Genomic DNA, 18,239 nt, shown 5'->3' on the forward strand with positions numbered 1-18,239 from the left:
ATTTTAAATGGAAAGTGTATTGTACTGTTTTTCATTCAACTGAAACATATACTTGTGTGCATTTGGTGTTCCAATAAAATACGAGGGTAAGTCGCTGAGTTGCACTCCGTATACTTTTAGTGCAAATTCACATACCACTAATGCAATCCCAGCTTTATTTGCAGCATCTAAAGTGGAACGCAATTCGCTGTCGTTTAACTCTTGAACCATTTGCCCCATAATGACAATTTCGAAAGCAATCGCAGGATTGGCCTTTTTCATCTCCGAAGCAGTCATAATCGAAGCGCGTAAATTTTTAGTCGATTGAACTAAAATAGCATATTTATCTCCTGTTGTTACTTGTGCAACTGATTCGCTTCTTGTATGCACAAGGTTTGTCGCATTTACCAGTGTAGTTGTTCCTACAAGTACGGCAATCGCCCATAGCATTTTCTTCATACTAATCTATTTATGTTTGTTTCAAGCAAAACTAGCAGTTCCCATCTAAATAAATGGTAACAATTGTTACAGTATAACAAAATAAATAAAGGTATTTTTGAGGTTACTTAAAATAGAAATAAGATGAATACCGTAGTCAATTACTTTAAAAAATGGACCCCTATGCGCTATATCCGCTTAGCATTGGCTATTTTGTTAACTGTTCAAGCATTGGATGCTCGCCTTTGGGTATTGTTAATCCCAGCGGCTTATTTACTTATTCAGGCTGTTTTCAATTTTGGCTGTAAAAATGATTCCTGCCGTATATGATTTCTAGCCTATAGTTGGGCATTGTAGTTTGCGCTATTCTACTAAAACAGTGTATTTTCTACCGTCTTATAAAAACAGTGCTATTTCTTTCGCTACTTCTTCTGCTTTCTCTGCCAGAATAAAATGCCCACACCCCTCTAGTTTTACTAGGGTAAGATCAGATGCAATAGCCACTAAAGATCCTTTGAGCATTTCGTATCCACTTCCTCCAATACCTAGTACAGGAAGGGCAAGAGAGGTGTATGACTTGCTGTCTTCGATGTCTTGTGTAAAGGCTTGATACCGAGCATTTGAAGCTCGAATGGCATCTTTTGTTTGATAGGAAGTAGCCTAAAGCGATCGATCAAAATTGGAGTAGGGGCTGAGGTATGCGTTAAGATAAAATCTCCTAAATGAGAATAAGTATCACAACCACAAAGTGCAAAAAAAAAGGATTCCAACAATAGAAATCCTTTTGTATTTTAGAGAAATCATTCCTCTCCCATCACCCACTAGCGAACTAACTTAATATAGTTCTCTTTTGGATTATCTTGAATAGAAGCGCGGACATACAGTAATTCTTCTTTATTTGTTTTTACGTTTAGTCGAATCAAACCTACTTCGCAATAGAAGAAAGCGTAGGTCTCATCTTGCATTTCGATATTGGAAATAGGGGTGTTTTGCAGGTCTATTTCCTTTTCAATTTTACCGTCTTTAGGGTTGACGATAAAGAAAGTACTCTTGTTGTTATAGGCGTATATTTTGTTGTTAAAGACCTCCATTTGTTTAAGTTCAAAGCGTCTGTCTGCTTGTTCTTTAAAAGTCACTTCGGTTTGCCAAAGGATAGCGCCATCTTTAGGGTTAATCGAGTAGAACGAACGGCTTGTTCCCACTAACAGTTGATTGTTCACATAGGCCATTTTATGTCCAATACTTCCTTCTACTAAATCAATTTGCCATATGATATCTAAGTTATCAGGGTGTAAAGCAAAGATTTCGGATCCTAGATCCGCAATAAAAACACTAGTTCCATCGCTCACGGGTTTAGAATACATCCCTCTTTTAAACCCTCTTGCATAAAGTGCCTTTCCTGTTTCAGCGTCAAAGTTGTACACATAGCCCGCATTGGGAACAATAACTTTGTTGTTGGTGTACATGACAGGCATGTGATTGTAGGGGAATTCAAGTTTGTAGTTCCAAATATGATGGCCCGTATTTTTGTCAAAAGCATAAATATTGCTGTTTTCATATTGGGTAACCAAGTAGAGTAAATCGTTGTGGATAACCGGGATTTGGTTAATCATCATTTTGTGGTTTTCAATGTTTTTTATCCCTATTTTAACTTCCCAAAACACTTCCCCGGTTTTGTGGTTTAACGCATAGAGTTCGCCGTTGAGGAAGGGAATATACACCACGCCATTTTCTAGAGTCAACTTATTGCGAGAATAGGTAACAATAGAATCCTTTGCCTGGAAGTTCCAGTTGATTTTTTGTGTTTTTAGGTTGAAGGATTTCAGTGTACCATCATAATCATAGATCAGGATTGCATCATGATCTAAAGGAACAGTTTGAATTGGTGCATGCTGTTCGTTGAGTACAAAATCGTATTCTGTACCAATTTTATTGTTGGAATACTGATTGGTTTTGCTTTCCGGTCCCATAGTAGGTGGCACAGCTTTTAAGTCTTCTGAAGTGGATTGTCCAAGTACAGCTGTAGAAACTAGCCAGCCTAGGATTAGTAATAGATTCTTTTTCATTTTTTTTTGGTTGTAGTATAAAAAAAGCATCCCTGTTAGGATGCTTGCTTGTTGTGGGCCTTGTACTAATACGCTTTTTTCAAGCGATCTAAGGCTATTTTATTATCTCGGTCTTTGATTGTTTCGCGTTTGTCGTAGTTTTTCTTTCCTTTACACAATGCAATATCCATCTTAGCCAATCCTTTCTCATTGATAAATAAGCGCAAAGGAATGATGGTTAACCCTTTGTTTTGTACACTCTTATGTAAGCTTTTTAGCTCTTTTTTATTCAGTAATAGTTTGCGCTCCGTTTTAGCCTTGTGATTGAAGTGACTGCTGTTTGCATATTCTTCAATATGTGAATTGATAACGAAGAGTTCTAAATTTTGAAACTCACAGAAACTCTCCGCAATACTAGCCTTACCTAGTCGTAGGGATTTAATTTCTGTACCTGTCAGTACGATTCCAGCTGTATATTTATCTAAGATTTCGTATTCGAACTTAGCTCTTTTATTTAGAATGTTGATGTTCTTTTGCATAGCACAAAAATAATAAAAATTTAAAGTAAAACTATAGTTTAAGTAGAAACACTTGAGTAGAGCATCAAAGGCATCGAATTCGATTTATAAACCAATACCCAAAGACAAATACAACCTACAGTCGTAGGATACTTTTTAGCTATATCAAATAGATTGTTTTAGGTTGTACCCGTTTAGTAGGTATGCTTATTGTGTTGCCTTTAGTATCCCTCTAGTATGCGTCCATAGTGTCTCTATAAAAAACACACTTTTTAATAGAGGCACTATGGACTCACTATGGACTCACCATGGACTCACCTAAATGTAAACACAAAAAAAGGCTATTGCAATATCGAGCAATAGCCTTTTTTATATTGTAAAAGTAGGAATTAAAGGAATTTATATCCTACGGCAATAAACCAAGTGTTTGGTTTTGATGAAAAATCTTTGCTAATGTTGCTCAAACCACCGTCATACGATACGTCAACTGTGAATTTTAAGATATCAACCCCAGCACCTACGCGGTATCCAATGTTTGATTTGTCAAATTCGTTGAACGCATTGTCAACAGCGCCTTTTGATAAATTATTTAAAACAGCAGTATAGACTCCACCGCCAAAAACTCTTAGGTTATATAGTGGACTCTTAAGTAATTTATATCCGTATACAACAGGAATTTCGATGTTTTTCATTGTCGCTTTGTCACTGCCAAAAGCCGATTCAAACTTAACGCTTTTCTCTGAATACATTAGATCTGCTTGGATATATGAACGACTGATATTGATTCGCGCCATAGCCCCAACACCGAAGCCTGTAGAGTTTTTTGTGCTGTAATCTTTTGGATTGCTTGAGAAATCTGTGAAGTTTAATCCCGTTTTAATCCCTATGTTTATCGGAGATTGCGCATAAGAATTAAAAGATAATGCCACAAGCATAATGCTAAATAGTAAACTTAGTTTTTTCATAATCTTTTTTTTATATAAGTGCTAAATTAAGTAAAAACGAATCGCTTACAAACAAAGAGTGTAAAAAAATGATAATGATGGGGCAGAGACAAGAGGAAAATATTATAAAAATAGAGTAGCTAGAAAATAATATTTGAGGTATTATAGGTGGGAAGGTCGCATGGCGAATCTGTTGTTTTATCTCCGACTTGGGGCATTTTTCATTATCGTTTGGTAAGATGCTGTAAAGGCAGAGAGGCTTTTATATCCAACCTGAAGGGCGATCTCACTTAGGGTAAATTCTTGTTTGTCAAGTAATTCTATGCTTTTTAAAATACGAATTAATTGGGTGTATTTTTGGATGGTAATGCCAGTTTCTTGTTTAAATAGACGTTGTAAACTACGGGTGGACAGCTGTGCAAGAACAGCAAGGTCATCGACTTTAGGCTGGAGCATATAATGTGAATTGATGTGATTGCAGACACTCAATAATCGCGGATGTGTGGGTACAGGAATCTGTAGGGATTGCTGTTCTTGACAAAATTCAGGCAAATTTCGCAAAATCGCTTGAATAAAATACAATTGTTCTGGATGCTCCTCCATGATTTGATTCCATTTACTCGCATATAGAAGCATTTCTTTTAGCACAGGAGGAGCCGAAAAAACGTGTACTTCTTGAAAAAAATCCATTTGTGGAACCGTCTTAAATAAAGCTACCCTCAAATGAACCGTTTTTGCCTCTGAACTAATGCGATGCTCTTGGTTAGACGGAATCCAAATCACGTGATTTTTGGGCACTAAATAGGTTTTGCTTCCCAAGTGGAAGTATTGATAACCTTGTTCTACATAGGTTAATTGATAGCGTTGATGCACATGAGTATAAGCATCGTGTTTCCAATCTTGTTCATACCAAAAATAAGCATCAGTGGCGTGATTATCGGTATAATTTCCTTGGTTTTGTTCGGTCAATCCACATTTTGGAGTGTCGTTTTGCATATACTTTTTGGCAAAGTTAATAAAAAAAGCAAGTTTAGCTTTGTCCGTACAAAAATGAAATATACATGAAACAAGTTGCGTTGTTCCTTTTGGGAACATTTTTCACTTTAGTTACACCGATCAGCAAAGCACAAAATAAACAAGCTACTATTTTGGTTTTGATTGACTCCGATCAAGGAAACACCTATAAGTTAGCAGAGGAAATTGTTGCAGGGATTAACCAGCAGCAAGGAGCGAAAGCAATTATAAAAAAAGTAAAATCGAGCGATACGGCTCTTCTAAAGGATATACCTACGGCAACGGTAAGCGAATTACCAACCTATGACGGCATTGCTTTTGGATCACCGGTTTACTTTGGAAATATCAGTACAGGGATGAGTGCCTTTTTAGCCCAAACGGTGGATCTTTGGACCCAACGCGCATTGGAAGAACTACCTGCAACCGTCTTTATGTCCGGTGGAAGTGGTGCAGCTAACGAATTGGCTTTACAAGCGTTTTGGAATACACTAGCTGTTCATGGCATGTTGTTAATTCCCAATGGTATAGCTGGATTTGATACGGTTGACAAAACAGTAGTACAAGGTCATTCTGTCTTGGGAATAACAAGTCCCGCCTCTGTTGCACCTATAGCACGACCGACCCAAGATGAACGTCGATTGGCGCAAATACAAGGTGAAAAACTGGCTCGTTTAGCCCTAGCGCTTCAAGGGAATAGACCCCAACACCAAGGAGATACAGTAATAAATTCAGTGGAACACGTGGATGTCAATCGCATTTTGCAAGAGAAAAAGATCATACTTCCCAGCTTACCTAAAGCTGTGGGAAATTATGAACTATTTGTGCGTAGTGGGAATTTGGTTTTCATCAATCAAGTAGCCTTGCAAAACGGAAAAATAGTCAACCCTGGGAAACTTGGTGTTGAGGTAAATGAAGCTCAGGTAAAAGCTGCTACAGAGGCGACTATGCTCAATGTTTTGTCCATTTTAAAAGAAGCTGTTGGTGGAGACCTAAACAAGGTAAAACGCTGTGTACAATTAATCGGCTCTTTTAATACGGTTGATACGTATACTCAACACGCTGCCTTAATGAATCCTGCTTCTGATCTTGTCGTTGCCGTATTTGGCGAAAAAGGAAAGCACACGCGCAACACAGGAGGTGCAAGTTCACTGCCCTTGGGATCTAGTGTTTCGATTCAAGCCGTGTTTGAGGTGGAGTAATTGTTTGCCTTCGCTACCTAGGAAAAAGTACACCCATATAAAACGCTTGACCGAACGAGTCTACAAGTTAATACAACCCAAGGGAAACTTCATGAACTAGACCCAATGGCAGTGAGAAATGATAAAAATCAAAAAAATAGCTGTTCGTTTTTCAATAAATTGTATTTTTGAAAGGAGAACGCAACGATAGGGAACAGCAGTTTCGCTCTCCACTTATTCACCTCCACCTTACGCGAAAAATATCAATAAATACTACCATTATGCGTAATTTATTTGGCCTTTTTTGGCTGTTTTTTTTCCTGTATTTCATCTTTGGACATCCTGCCGTTATTTATTATAGCAGTGAATACCCCAAGCAGTATTTAGAACAGGTTAATCCAACGGAATCTCTTGTTTACCTAGGGATTAGTATTGTCTTATGGAGTGGGATATTCCTAGTTTTACTGCGTATAATCTATGGCTATACATTTAAAAGAAAGTGGAACATCAACCGCATTAATCAAACAGGAAAGCGATTGGACGCTATCATTGTACAAACAAGTAAAAGCGCTAGTTCTGTTCGGGATCACGCAATTAAATCGGTGGTTTTGCAGTTGAAGAACCTCCAACAAGAGCCCATACAACACCAAATGGATATTTTCGATTCAAAGCCTATGGAAAGGCGATTTGAGGAAGGCAAGCACATACAGCTAAGGGTTGATCCTACGTTTAAACTTAAACCCTACGTTATCCTAGAGGGAACACAAGGAAAAATCAACGGGCTGTTTTTTGCGGGATGGTTGCTTTTGCTCAGTGGGGTGATCTATTACTACGTCTTTTCCTACCAGCTGGAAAATGCGAATTATGGTTGGCGATTTTTATCCCTAAGTCATCCTTTAATCAGTAGTGGGGGATTTTTGATTTTCTTTGCGGGTATCTTCTACTTGATTTTTAAGTTTATCATTTTGAAGAAATTGAATTTAGGTAGCTCAAGTTTGGCGTTAAAGTTTAGTGGTCTGAGGGCAGCGGCAGTTATTCAAGAGGTGAAGCAAACTGGAACGTATATCAATGAACAACCAGAAGTTCGATTTGAGGTTGAATATACAGACGCAACGGGTGTAATCCAACGTGCAACTGTTAAGAAAGTCGTCTCTCTGCTCGACCTAGGCAACATTCAAACACAGCGGAATTGTGTTGTTTTTTACAACCCCAAAACTCCTAATCAGGTGATGTTTGAGTCTGATGTGAATACAAAATAAACACAGTATGAGTAAAAGTATATATAGTCTTGGTTTAGCGGTTGTTTTTTTGTTGATGAGTTCGTGTACAGAATTTATAAAATCAATAGAAGATACTAAAAAGGGAAAGGATATTGAAACGGAAGACTTACCCCAACACTTGCCGGAAAAACAAGAAAATACGGCTGCTATTGACCCACCTATTTTCTCTAAAAAAGAGAGGGGATTCGCGGCAGATAAACAGCATTTACACGAGGTTGAAGTTGCACTTCGCCAGTTGCCCCAGTTTGAAAATAAACCGATTTACGTTTATCAATCGATTCATTTTTACGATAATTATCGCGTCTTGCTCCAAGTGCAAAACCCAGATAATCCAGACTATGTTGATGAGTACTATTACGCTAATGGGCAGTGGCAGGAGCCAAAGCCAATTGTTTTATCTAAAAACGCAAAAATTGAGCAAGACTTAGTATCTTTAGATGAAATTCCCTTTGTCAACGCTAATAATGTATACGAAGCTCTCAAGCAAAAAGTTGAAGAGATTGGAGGCGATTCTTCTGATTTAACCGTATATGTTATTACGAGAAAGAATAAGGTTCGCTGGTATCCGCGCACGGTTTCTAACGACCGCTCACGCTATGCAATTGAGTTTAACAAGGATGGAACATTACTATCATTCGAACAAGAATAAATAAAGGATGCACATTAGAAAAATGAATGTCGATGATGCCGTGGTTGTCACGGAACTCTTGACGCAGTTGGGATACCCAGAAACGGTGGACTTTATCGGTGCTAAAATCGCAAAAATGAGCCGACATACACAAGAAAAGTTACTCGTGGTCGAAGTGGACGATGTTGTAGTGGCTTTTATTGCGCTTCACCTGATTCCACAACTAGCTATGCGAGGCGATTTTATGCGAATAAGTTACTTTGCCGTAGAGGAAGAGCGAAGAAACGAGGGAGTCGGGAAAATGGTAGAGGACTATATTGCCGCTTTGGCTAGGCAAATGGGATGTGATCGAATCGAATTACACTGCCACAGCCGAAGAGAAAATGCGCACGCCTTCTATGTGAAACAAGGGTACGAAGAAGTGCCAAAATACTTCGTTAAACACCTAGCCAAATAATGAAACACCGCTATTCCTAATACAGTTCGACCAATTGTTGCACCTGTGATAGAATGCGAAAGAAATAGTATACCTTTGTTGAACAAAAAATACAATATTAGAATAAGAAGTTATGGGAATCTTTTCAAAAACTTGTGAATATGCATTAAGAGCGGTTTTATACATTGCCAAAAGAAGTGAGCAAGGGCATAAGTCGGGCATAAAGGAAATCGCACAAGAAATCAATTCTCCAGAACACTTCTTGGCCAAAATCTTACAAAAACTAAGCAGAGAAGGGCTTATTCAATCGACAAAAGGACCCAACGGTGGATTCTATCTGGAGAAAGAAGACTTTAATCGTCCGTTGGCTGAAATCGTGGAAGCAGTTGAAGGGAAAGAACTTTTCGTTGGCTGCGCCATGGGCTTGAGTTACTGCTCTGAAACAAATCCTTGTCCTTTACATCACGATTTTAAGCAGATTAGAGATAATCTCGCTTGTGTGTTGAAAACAACTTCTATAGGTCAATTTAACCAAGGACTCATCGACGGACACTTTACACTGAACAAATAAAATTACAGTTGAGAAAATTTTAGTTCTTTTTACTTGAATAAAGGATAGAAATATCTTTTATTTGCATTAATGAGACGCACTTGTACAAGTGTTGTATCTAAATAGAGGATAAAAACCTCTTTTAATTTATAATTTAAAACTAAAATCAAATGACAACAGAACAAAAAGAACTCGTAAAATCAACTGTTCCTATTTTAAGAGCCCATGGAGTGGTGCTAACCAAGCATTTTTATCAACGTATGTTTGCGCACAATCCAGAGTTAAAACACGTGTTTAACATGGGGAATCAACAAAATGAAAAGCAGCAAACGGCTTTAGCAATGGCTGTATTGGCTTATGCTGAGCACATTGAAAATCCCAGTGTATTGTTACCAGTTGTTAATTCCATTGGGCATAAACACACCAGTTTGGATATTCGCACAGAACATTATGCCATTGTAGGTAAACATTTAATAGCTTCAATCAAAGAAGTTTTAGGAGAGTTGGCAACAGATGATTTGTTAGGTGCCTGGGCTGTTGCTTATCAAGAACTTGCTGATTTGATGAGTGGTCACGAGCAAAATATATACAATCAAAAAGTAGCTGAAAAAGGAGGCTGGACTGGTTGGAGGCCTTTCGTAGTTAAGGAAAAAGTAGTTGAATCTAGCGAGATTACTTCTTTTTATTTATACCCCGCAGATCAAGGTCCTATTGCAGATTTTAAACCAGGACAATACCTGAGTTTGCGCCTTTTCTTACCTGAATTGAATCTTTTGCAACCACGTCAATACAGTATTTCATGTGCGCCTAATGGAACGTATTACCGAATTTCTGTTAAAAAAGAGGTAGGGAGTCAGCATCCTGATGGTTTGATAAGCAATCGCTTGCATCAAGTAGTACAAGTGGGTGATCTTGTGGATGTATCTTCTCCTTCTGGAGTGTTTGTATTACAAGAAAATCAAGTAAAAACCAAGGTATTTATCAGTGGAGGAGTGGGACAAACCCCTTTATTGTCGATGTTAGAGTCGATTATAGAGCAAGAAAAGGAAACGGCAGTGAAATGGATTCACGGTTGCAGAGGAGTGGAAGTTCACGCCTTTAAACAACGCGTCGAGGAATTAGCAACAGTTTCGCCACAGCTAAAACAACATATCTTTTACGATAATCCAGCAGAATCTGCCACTGCGACTTACAAAGGTTGGGTGGAATTAGCCCAGATAGAGGATGATATTCTATCGCAAGAAGCTGAATACTACATTTGTGGACCGCGTGGATTTATCGAAAAACACTATCAGTATTTAGTGGAACAAAAAGTAGACAAAACAGCCATTTTCTTTGAGGAGTTTGGTCCTACATCATTGACACTATAATTTTTTTCATTAGTATAATTTGAAAGCGAGAAATGAGGCACTTCTAGTTGAGTAGGCCTCATTTTTTATTGCTGATCCCTTATGGCTAATATCGACTAGTTCGAATGGTTGAGTTTCGGTGATAAACTTCCAAAAGAGGCTAAACAAAATTGAGGGAGTGTGGCTGTAACTTTGCTATTTTTTCTTCTGCGTGTACTCAATATCAGCGTTAATAGCTAGCAATTGCTCTACGAAAGCGATAGGGTGTTCTGGGGAAATTAGAATGCTATCAAAAGTATTATACCAAATTTCTAAACGTTGGTTAGATAAAGCCGGTCCACTGACTGTACTTTTTGATTCTTCTATCTTGCGAATGCTTTGTATGGGAATGTTTTTAGTGACACATATTCCTCCTTTTATGTGTAAGTTGTTTTGCGTCGGGTCAATTTCATAATAGGTCTGATAGTAAATATCAGTAAGCATCATTACTGCGATTATGGCGATCAACCAAATGTACCAAGTTCCAGCAAAAAAAGCACTTACTAAAGAAGCCACTCCAACAGTTGTGAAAAGTATTTTTATACCCATAGAAATTTTACTTTTGTACCTTGTTTTCATCTACATGTCGTATCTAAATTGAGCTAAAGATATTCTATTTTGAAGTAAAATGTTTACCATAGTCTTGATTTGGTCATAAAAATACGACTGGACTACTATCTATTCTTAAACTGAGTTATTTAAACACTCCAGACTACCTTTACTTTTGTGCTCAAATTGATACAGGCGAATCTAGTATAATCGCTTGTTTTGTTTAACTACAACTTAATTCAATGATTATGAGTAACAACAACTACAACAACAAACTTTTATTTGAACTCATCAAACGAGAAGAAAGCCGTCAACGCGATTCACTTGAGCTCATTGCTTCGGAGAATTTCGTCAGCGAAGCGGTTTTACGTGCTAACGGATCTATTCTGACTAATAAATATGCAGAAGGTTATCCTGGAAGACGGTATTATGGGGGGTGTGAGTACGTAGATTTAGTGGAGAATATGGCGATTGAGAGTATTAAATCAGTCTTTGGTGCGGTTTATGCAAATGTACAACCGCATTCAGGTTCTCAAGCAAATTTCGCTGTATTTTCATCCTGTTTGCAACCGGGGGATAAGATTCTCGGTTTTGATTTAACTCATGGTGGGCATTTGACTCACGGTTCTTCGGTTAATTTTTCGGGCAAGCTATACCAACCTGTTTTTTATGGTGTAGATCCTACCACTCATCTGTTAGATTACGATGCTATACAAGCGATTGCCCTAAAGGAACGACCAAAGATGATTATTGCTGGAGCGAGTGCTTATTCAAGAGCGATTGATTACGAGCGTTTTAGGGGTATTGCTGATAGTGTCAATGCTATTTTATTGGCAGATATAGCGCATCCTGCTGGGCTTATTGCCAAGGGGTTGTTAAGTGATCCTATACCGCATTGTCACATCGTTACCACAACTACTCATAAAACCCTACGTGGTCCTCGTGGGGGCGTGATCCTTTTGGGAAAGGACTTTGAGAATCCACTTCAATTAAAAACGGCAAAAGGAGAAATTCGAATGATGTCTTCTGTTCTTGATTCTTCCGTATTTCCCGGTAATCAAGGAGGTCCTCTTATGCATACCATTGCAGCAAAAGCAGTGGCATTCAATGAGATTCTTACGGATGAATTTACTTCCTATGCCCACCAAATTCAAAAGAATAGTCGCGCTCTTGCTGATGCCTTCTTAGAAAAAGGGTATTCCATCGTTTCAGGCGGAACGGATAACCATTTGATGTTGGTCGATTTAAGTAATAAAGGAATTACCGGAAAAGAAGCCGAGCTAGTCTTGGAACAAGCGGGAATTACCCTCAACAAAAATATGATCCCCTATGATACTCAATCCAATGTAGTTACTTCTGGTATACGAATTGGAACACCTGCTGTTACCACCCGCGGACTCAAACAAAAAGAGATGTATAGCATTGTCAATTTCATTGATGAAGTCTTGAAAAATAAAGACAATGCCCTAAAACACCGCCAAATTAAAGAAGAAGTCCATCACTTGATGCAGAATTATCCCATGTTTGCGCATGAATTAATTTCCAGGTAAATCGCTCAGGAAATGGATGTGAGTATACACCAAAAATAGAAGTGTATGGATTTAATTTTTTTTCTAGTGGTACCTCGTAGTTTTTTGCTACGGGGTATTTTTTTAGGAGAAAGATCAATACCTATGAAAATTACTACAAGAGAACGAGGTAGTCTGGACTATTTAATAGTTTAAAACTGGCATACATATACGATCCAAATAACTTTTACTTTTGACCTATAAATAAGAAGTCAATACAGTTAAAACAGCAGTTTTGCTGCTAACAGACAGAACGAATAACTCATAAAACAGCAGCAGTAGATGAATACAATTCAAATGGTAGATTTAAAAAGGCAGTATCAACGCATTCAAACCGAAATTGATGCAGCAATCAAAGAAGTGATTGACAGTACCGCTTTTATCAATGGTCCGGCAGTAAAGGATTTTGCTGCTAACTTAGGGGCTTATACCCAGGCAAAACACGTGATTCCCTGTGCAAATGGGACCGATGCCCTACAAATAGCCTTAATGGCACTAGATTTAAAGCCTGGAGACGAAGTGATTACGCCATCATTTACGTTTATTGCTACGGTGGAGGTGGTCGCTTTATTGGGATTAACTCCTGTATTCGTAGATGTGGATCCCCATACATTTACCCTAGATATAACGTCTTTAGCTCAGGCTATTACCCCAAAGACTAAAGCGATTATCCCTGTGCATTTATATGGACAATGTTCGAATATGCAGCCGATTATGGAGTTGGCCAATGCCCGTGGAATTGCTGTTATTGAAGACAATGCTCAAAGCATTGGAGGGCATTATATTTCTGATGAAGGAATTAGAAAAACGGGAACCATCGGAACAATTAGTTGTATTTCGTTCTTTCCTTCTAAAAATTTAGGTGCTTATGGCGATGCAGGTGTGATTCTAACGAATTCTGATGCCTTAGCGGGGCGTATGATGAAAATATGCAACCACGGATCAGAACGACGTTATTATCACGAGATTATTGGCGTTAATAGTCGATTAGACAGTATACAAGCGGCAATTTTAAATGTAAAACTCAACTATTTAGATCAGTATTGCGATAAACGACGAGCAGTAGCTGCATACTACAATCGTGCTTTTGCGGGTAACAAGCACATTCAAACACCTTTTGAACCAGCTTATAGTTACCACGTCTATCATCAATACACCCTGATTTTAGAAGGAGTAGATCGAGATGCTGTACATCAAGCCATGGCAGCTCGTGGCATACCAACCATGATCTACTATCCTGTACCTTGCCATCAACAAGAAATGTTTAAAGCACTTCAAGAGCGTGAATACGAGCTACCCCATACCGAATACTTGGTGTCTCGCGTTTTATCGCTGCCCATTCACACCGAATTGACAGAGGAGGAATTGACGTTTATTAGTACGCAATTTATAGAAGCAATCGAAGAAGTCAAAGCAAAACAAGCAACGACTATAGCGTAATTGATAGAAAAAGGAAGTTTAATCATTAGTGATTTTGCGTCATGATGCAGAAAAAAACAATAATTATTCACAGTAAAGTAGCTTATGGGTATGTGGGGAGTAATACGACCTCTTTAGTATTACAGCTAGCTGGACAAGATGTTATTGCTGTTCCAACAGTTGTTCTGTCCAACCGCTATGGATTGGCAACTGTAGGAGGAGGATTATTACCCGAAACCTTGTTTCAGGACGTATTGGATGGAATTTTAAAGTTGAATATACTCGATGAAGTGGCGACTATTATCACGGGCTATATAGGATCAGCGGAGTTAGTAGAACAAACAGCTGCGTTTATTCGAACCATCAAGAAGAGTCATCCAGCAATACTCTATCTATGTGATCCTGTGATGGGAGATCAACCGCAAGGGTTATATGTCAACCAAGAAGTGCCAAAAGCAATTATGCAACATTTGTTGCCTTTAGCGGATGTTTTGACGCCCAATCAGTTTGAAATGGAAACTATTTTACAACAAAAAATTAGCACTGAAAAACAAACTATTCAAGCTATAGCAAAACACGATATACTCCGACATAAAGATATTTTAGTAACGGGATGCAGATTTGAAGAGGAGGGGGATACCTTACAAATTATAGTCAAACACGCAGCATCTTATGATCGGGTAACTACCTCCTATGTGCCTGTTGATCCCCCAGGTACAGGTGAACTTTTTGCTGCTTTGCTACTGCGGTATAAATTGCAAGAGTACGATTCCTATGTCGACTGTGCCAAAGAAGCCAGTATTTTGATTAAAAGAGCGCTGCAGCGCATCGCAAAAGAAGGAAGAAGTGAATTCGATTTAAACGACATATTGCTGCTGCATTTGGACATGAATGAGGTTATGGCCATGCAATCGCATTATTGAAATGAAGTAGAGCATATTATGGGAAGAAGGAGAGTTTGCTCATATGTATTTGGAAATCAATAAAATATTTTGTATATTGATTGTTGACAGTTAACAAACCACCGTAAACTAATACGGTTCCGTGGCCGATTGGGAGGCCTGACTACGCAATAGTCAGTAGATTGGTTCGAATCCAGTCGGAACCTCAAAAATAATAGTTTACTGCATCGTGCAGTAAACCGTAAACCAATATTGGCATAAACAAAAAAGCCTTCTAAAATAAATTAGAAGGCTTTTTTTGTGTGGGGAGAGCAGGATTCGAACCTGCGAAGGTTTCCCAACGGATTTACAGTCCGTCCTCGTTGGCCGCTTGAGTATCTCCCCCCATTATATTGTTAAACTAAAATAGCATATTTGTGTTTGGTGGGGAGAGCAGGATTCGAACCTGCGAAGGTTTCCCAACGGATTTACAGTCCGTCCTCGTTGGCCGCTTGAGTATCTCCCCTTTGTGGTATGTATTTTAATTTAGCAATAATGTATAAGAACTTTGATGTGGGGAGAGCAGGATTCGAACCTGCGAAGGTTTCCCAACGGATTTACAGTCCGTCCTCGTTGGCCGCTTGAGTATCTCCCCTTTCAGCGTATGCCTCAGTTCTGTATTAGAACGGTGCAAAGATAGCGCTGTTTTGTTAATCTGCAAGAGAATTGTCGCTTTTTTTTGTTTGATGTACCTTCAAAAATCATTAACTCTTTGGTTCTAAAAATCTAAGCCTTTAAAATTTTTTCAATCTATTTTTTTTAAAAAGGATTAAATACTGTAAAATGAAGGATTAACTGCCTATGTATCGATGATCTTACGTTGCCAAAACCAGGGCGTTGTGTCGGTGTTTATTGGCTACTAGGGGTATCATAAGGCCAAAAAAAAGCAGTCATATCCATGTTCTTTGCCTACGGTATATCAGATGTCGAAGGTAAGAGATGCACATAGAAATTCGGCAAAGAAGAGGCCAAAGGCGCTATCTAGTGTCCAGACGCGCATGGCCATTGAACTAGTTCGATTTATAGATTAGGGTAATATTCTCTCTTCAACAAGCTGAAAATTTCACCATCGACAAATTTCTCTTTTTCATAAAAATAATCACGCAACACTCCTTCAGATTTCAATCCTACTTTTTGCAGTAATTTGCGTGAAGCTAGGTTAGATGGATCGATAAATGCCTCAATGCGGTGTAGATTAAAATGCTCAAATCCAAAGGGAATCAAGGCGTTAATTGCTTCAGTCATCATACCTGTTTGCCAAAAGTCAGGGTGTAATTCATAACCAATTTCAGCTCTGAAGTTTTCTGTTGAAAAATTGTGAAACCCACAAGTTCCGATTAGGCGTTCTGGGTGTTCGATTTGAGTAATGGCCCAGCGGATAGAATCGTTATTTTGGTAGCGCTCTTGCCAAGCCAGCAACAATTCATGTGCTTCATGTACGGATTGAAACGTCGGTAGGTCGTAGAATTCCGTAACTTCATCTCTAGAAAAGTAATCGAATAAAGCTGGGGCATCCGTAAAGTGAAGGGCTCTCAATAGTAAGCGCTCCGTTTGTATTGTAGGAAATTCGTTAAAAAACATCAAGTTCAAATTTTTATTTAAAAGATAATATGACGATTCAAAGGTGGAGTGACTTCGATTGAACGCACTCCTAGTTACAGTTGAATGTTGTATTTTTCGTGTTCAGATTGAAAGTCTTTGGTGATTAAGCTCCCAAAATCAGGGTGATTCACCTGGTTTAGATCAATATCGAGTATGGTTAAAACTTCTTCCTTGTTTGCTTTAGCTAGGATTTGTCCATCGGGATTGACAATTTGACTCTCTCCTCGGTATGATTCTAGTTCTCCGTCAAAGTACTCTTCTCCAATGCGATTGCAGCTAATGTAAAAGCACTGGTTTTCCAATGCGCGAATAGGAATGATAGTCGGTGTAACAGGACCGCCAAAACAAGAGGAGTGACATATCACATCCACTGCTTGTAATTTGAGTATGGAAGTGTGCTGTGGAAACCAACAATCGAAGCAGATCGTCAGGCCTATTTTTCCTTGATTACTAGGGTATACAATGGCCGTATCACCCGCCTCAAAGAATCGTTTTTCATAATCGGGTAGGTGAATCTTGCGATAAGAAGCAACCAATCCCTCTGCACCAACGAGAATAGACGTATTGTACAAAACACCTTGGTGTAGTTCAGGGATTGTTCCCGATATATAACCATTTCCGGTCTCGGCTAGGAGGGTAGCAAGAAAATCAACGGTGGTACTTTTGCTTAATTCTTCTGCAAATGGAAGGATTTCTTCTTTGGTGTCCATGGCATAGCCCGTAGTAAAAAATTCAGGTAGTACTAATAAGTCAAAAGATTTCCCTTTTACTCGGGTTGCAATATAGTCTAGATTCGCTTGTATGTCGCGCCAAATTACAGCATATTGAAAAAAGCCTACTCTCATAGTATACACGTTTTTTAAAGGTTATAAGTTACAAAGATAAGTAGAGTTTCACATGTTTCACGTATGGAATTGAGCTTTGTCTGAAAGAATGCCTTTCGAGAAGCGAGATTCAGATCCAAAGGATTAAAAGAATAAAACCAGTTTTATTTTTTCTCTTTTATAGCAAGCCATGAAGTTTTGAGATTCACCTCAGTAACTTTCTGTTTTACCTAGTAATTTACTGGCTGAAATCCCACCAAAACGATTGATCATGTATTGTGTTTGTCCTCTTGCTTATGGTTTACACTAATTTTAAAAAATAGACGAACACCTGTTTTTTAGCCGCCCTCCTTTTAATTAGCAACAGTTGTAATTGTGTAGTAAACATTCTACAGGCTAGCTGTTTAACTGTCTGGTCTCGCTTTACTGAGTTGCAATATAAATGGCTACTTCCGCTTGTGTTGGATGTTGAGAGGAAGGACTGTAAACTTCAAAATCAGATGTATAGCTTCGATTGAGGTTGGGGGAATTCCAAATATCGATCCATTCGTTAAATACAATATTATCCACTAAATTACCACGTACAATACGTTGAATATACGATCCTTCAGCAATACTATGTGTCACCATCCCTTCAGGTACATCGTCCAATGAACTAACCTGACAACCGATAATAGCGGTATAGGGCGTAGTATGATCACGCTCATAGTGGGTGTAGATTACATAGATAGTGTCAGTACATGCATTCGGAATTTTATGTTGGAGCTGTTGGCTGTGAAAGGTCGCCCACAATTGCGGAATATCTATGGCAGATTGTCCTTCTTGATTGGTTGTTCGTACTGCAATTCCAATAATAGGAATCGCTGCTAGTTGTTTTATTTCCATGCTAAAAATATAAATGTGTTGCAAAGATAAAAGGAGTATATGACAGCCTTATG

20 protein-coding genes and 4 tRNA genes are annotated in these 18,239 nt (G+C 38.6%); 11 read left to right on the plus strand and 13 right to left on the minus strand.

Annotated features, from left to right (window positions below; all coding sequences use genetic code 11):
- Positions 1 to 3 precede the first annotated feature (3 nt).
- Positions 4 to 438, minus strand: a complete 435-nt coding sequence (locus H4K35_RS05185; protein ID WP_182626329.1) for a hypothetical protein — start codon at positions 436 to 438, stop codon at positions 4 to 6.
- A gap of 123 nt (positions 439 to 561) precedes the next feature.
- On the opposite strand from H4K35_RS05185, the gene H4K35_RS05190 reads away from it, so the two are divergent.
- Positions 562 to 747 carry a hypothetical protein gene (locus H4K35_RS05190; protein WP_182626330.1) on the plus strand — a complete coding sequence of 62 codons (186 nt, stop codon included), beginning with the start codon at positions 562 to 564 and terminating at the stop codon, positions 745 to 747.
- A gap of 66 nt (positions 748 to 813) precedes the next feature.
- On the opposite strand, the gene H4K35_RS05195 is transcribed toward H4K35_RS05190, so the two are convergent.
- The 5 genes from H4K35_RS05195 to H4K35_RS05215 form a co-directional block, all read right to left on the minus strand.
- Positions 814 to 939 (minus strand): alpha/beta hydrolase, encoded by a 126-nt coding sequence (locus H4K35_RS05195; RefSeq protein WP_182626331.1) that lies wholly within the window; start codon positions 937 to 939, stop codon positions 814 to 816.
- A gap of 299 nt (positions 940 to 1,238) precedes the next feature.
- Complete coding sequence (locus H4K35_RS05200) at positions 1,239 to 2,483, minus strand: PQQ-binding-like beta-propeller repeat protein (RefSeq protein ID WP_182626332.1); 1,245 nt, start codon at positions 2,481 to 2,483, stop codon at positions 1,239 to 1,241.
- A gap of 65 nt (positions 2,484 to 2,548) precedes the next feature.
- Positions 2,549 to 3,001 (minus strand): SsrA-binding protein SmpB, encoded by a 453-nt coding sequence (gene smpB, locus H4K35_RS05205; RefSeq protein WP_182626333.1) that lies wholly within the window; start codon positions 2,999 to 3,001, stop codon positions 2,549 to 2,551.
- Between the two features lie 368 nt (positions 3,002 to 3,369).
- Entirely contained in the window at positions 3,370 to 3,945 is a 576-nt protein-coding gene (locus tag H4K35_RS05210; protein WP_182626334.1) for a porin family protein, read from the minus strand.
- Between the two features lie 177 nt (positions 3,946 to 4,122).
- A complete protein-coding gene (locus H4K35_RS05215; RefSeq protein ID WP_182626335.1) occupies positions 4,123 to 4,920 on the minus strand; it encodes an AraC family transcriptional regulator in 798 nt (265 codons plus the stop codon).
- Between the two features lie 65 nt (positions 4,921 to 4,985).
- Here H4K35_RS05215 and H4K35_RS05220 point away from each other — a divergent pair, with 65 nt between their 5' ends.
- The 6 genes from H4K35_RS05220 (at position 4,986) to hmpA (ending at position 10,380) form a co-directional block, all read left to right on the plus strand.
- Positions 4,986 to 6,137 carry an Atu1372/SO_1960 family protein gene (locus tag H4K35_RS05220; protein WP_182626336.1) on the plus strand — a complete coding sequence of 384 codons (1,152 nt, stop codon included), beginning with the start codon at positions 4,986 to 4,988 and terminating at the stop codon, positions 6,135 to 6,137.
- 260 nt (positions 6,138 to 6,397) lie between these two features.
- The gene (locus tag H4K35_RS05225) at positions 6,398 to 7,375 is read left to right on the plus strand and encodes a hypothetical protein (RefSeq protein WP_182626337.1); all 978 of its coding nucleotides are present in this window, start codon (positions 6,398 to 6,400) and stop codon (positions 7,373 to 7,375) included.
- Between the two features lie 7 nt (positions 7,376 to 7,382).
- A complete protein-coding gene (locus H4K35_RS05230; RefSeq protein WP_182626338.1) occupies positions 7,383 to 8,045 on the plus strand; it encodes a hypothetical protein in 663 nt (220 codons plus the stop codon).
- 7 nt (positions 8,046 to 8,052) lie between these two features.
- Positions 8,053 to 8,481, plus strand: a complete 429-nt coding sequence (locus H4K35_RS05235; RefSeq protein WP_182626339.1) for a GNAT family N-acetyltransferase — start codon at positions 8,053 to 8,055, stop codon at positions 8,479 to 8,481.
- A 112-nt stretch (positions 8,482 to 8,593) separates the two neighbouring features.
- Positions 8,594 to 9,031 carry an Rrf2 family transcriptional regulator gene (locus H4K35_RS05240; protein ID WP_182626340.1) on the plus strand — a complete coding sequence of 146 codons (438 nt, stop codon included), beginning with the start codon at positions 8,594 to 8,596 and terminating at the stop codon, positions 9,029 to 9,031.
- A gap of 149 nt (positions 9,032 to 9,180) precedes the next feature.
- Positions 9,181 to 10,380 carry an NO-inducible flavohemoprotein gene (hmpA, locus tag H4K35_RS05245; RefSeq protein WP_182626341.1) on the plus strand — a complete coding sequence of 400 codons (1,200 nt, stop codon included), beginning with the start codon at positions 9,181 to 9,183 and terminating at the stop codon, positions 10,378 to 10,380.
- Between the two features lie 174 nt (positions 10,381 to 10,554).
- Here hmpA and H4K35_RS05250 read toward each other — a convergent pair whose 3' ends face one another.
- On the minus strand, positions 10,555 to 10,947 hold the full coding sequence (locus H4K35_RS05250; protein WP_255492369.1) for a PH domain-containing protein: 393 nt from the start codon (positions 10,945 to 10,947) through the stop codon (positions 10,555 to 10,557).
- A gap of 248 nt (positions 10,948 to 11,195) precedes the next feature.
- On the opposite strand from H4K35_RS05250, the gene glyA reads away from it, so the two are divergent.
- From glyA to H4K35_RS05270, 4 genes are all read left to right on the plus strand, one after another.
- Complete coding sequence (glyA, locus tag H4K35_RS05255; protein ID WP_182626343.1) at positions 11,196 to 12,497, plus strand: serine hydroxymethyltransferase; 1,302 nt, start codon at positions 11,196 to 11,198, stop codon at positions 12,495 to 12,497.
- Between the two features lie 300 nt (positions 12,498 to 12,797).
- Positions 12,798 to 13,955, plus strand: coding sequence for a DegT/DnrJ/EryC1/StrS aminotransferase family protein (locus H4K35_RS05260; RefSeq protein ID WP_255492370.1), 1,158 nt, complete (start codon positions 12,798 to 12,800; stop codon positions 13,953 to 13,955).
- Between the two features lie 41 nt (positions 13,956 to 13,996).
- A complete protein-coding gene (gene pdxY, locus H4K35_RS05265) occupies positions 13,997 to 14,857 on the plus strand; it encodes a pyridoxal kinase (RefSeq protein WP_182626344.1) in 861 nt (286 codons plus the stop codon).
- A gap of 115 nt (positions 14,858 to 14,972) precedes the next feature.
- Positions 14,973 to 15,042, plus strand: a tRNA-Cys gene (locus H4K35_RS05270).
- 97 nt (positions 15,043 to 15,139) lie between these two features.
- On the opposite strand, the gene H4K35_RS05275 is transcribed toward H4K35_RS05270, so the two are convergent.
- The 6 genes from H4K35_RS05275 to H4K35_RS05300 form a co-directional block, all read right to left on the minus strand.
- A tRNA-Tyr gene (locus H4K35_RS05275) sits at positions 15,140 to 15,220 on the minus strand.
- Positions 15,221 to 15,257: 37 nt separating this feature from the next.
- Positions 15,258 to 15,341 (minus strand) — tRNA-Tyr (locus H4K35_RS05280).
- Between the two features lie 48 nt (positions 15,342 to 15,389).
- Positions 15,390 to 15,470, minus strand: a tRNA-Tyr gene (locus H4K35_RS05285).
- A gap of 425 nt (positions 15,471 to 15,895) precedes the next feature.
- On the minus strand, positions 15,896 to 16,456 hold the full coding sequence (locus tag H4K35_RS05290; protein ID WP_182626345.1) for a GNAT family N-acetyltransferase: 561 nt from the start codon (positions 16,454 to 16,456) through the stop codon (positions 15,896 to 15,898).
- Between the two features lie 74 nt (positions 16,457 to 16,530).
- Entirely contained in the window at positions 16,531 to 17,322 is a 792-nt protein-coding gene (locus H4K35_RS05295) for a nitrilase-related carbon-nitrogen hydrolase (protein ID WP_182626346.1), read from the minus strand.
- Positions 17,323 to 17,724: 402 nt separating this feature from the next.
- On the minus strand, positions 17,725 to 18,186 hold the full coding sequence (locus H4K35_RS05300) for a GyrI-like domain-containing protein (RefSeq protein ID WP_182626347.1): 462 nt from the start codon (positions 18,184 to 18,186) through the stop codon (positions 17,725 to 17,727).
- Positions 18,187 to 18,239: the final 53 nt, after the last annotated feature.

Source organism: Myroides sp. NP-2, assembly GCF_014145665.1.
In the GTDB taxonomy this organism is placed as follows: Bacteria; Bacteroidota; Bacteroidia; order Flavobacteriales; family Flavobacteriaceae; genus Flavobacterium.